The organism is Halalkalibacter lacteus, from assembly GCF_036663595.1.
Lineage (GTDB): Bacteria > Bacillota > Bacilli > Bacillales > Bacillaceae_D > Halalkalibacter > Halalkalibacter lacteus.
This window is the reverse complement of sequence record NZ_JAWRVL010000250.1, coordinates 1-266: the sequence shown is the minus strand read 5'-3', so window position 1 is coordinate 266 and position 266 is coordinate 1. Positions and strand designations below refer to the sequence as shown.

Annotated in this window: 1 protein-coding gene; it reads left to right on the top strand. The window is 60.5% G+C overall.

What is annotated here, in order from left to right:
* Positions 1–266, top strand: a 266-nt coding sequence (locus tag SAZ04_RS22250) for a hypothetical protein (protein ID WP_332699809.1), incomplete at both ends; no start/stop codon positions are given.

Below are 266 nucleotides of genomic sequence, written 5' to 3'. Positions count from 1 at the left end.
AGCTGCGCCAACGTCTTGAACACGCGGAAGCGGAACGTACCCGTGCCCGCGAGCAGTTACGTCAGTACCAGACCCAGTTTACTCAGTACAGCCAAGTGTTGGCGTCGCTGAAAAGCTCGTATGACGCCAAGCGCGACATGCTGAAAGAACTGAGCCAGGAGCTGGTCGACATTGGCGTACAGGCGGATGCTAATGCTGAAGCCCGTGCCCGCGCACGTCGTGATGAACTGCACGCCGGCCTGAGCAACAACCGCGCGCGCCGCAAC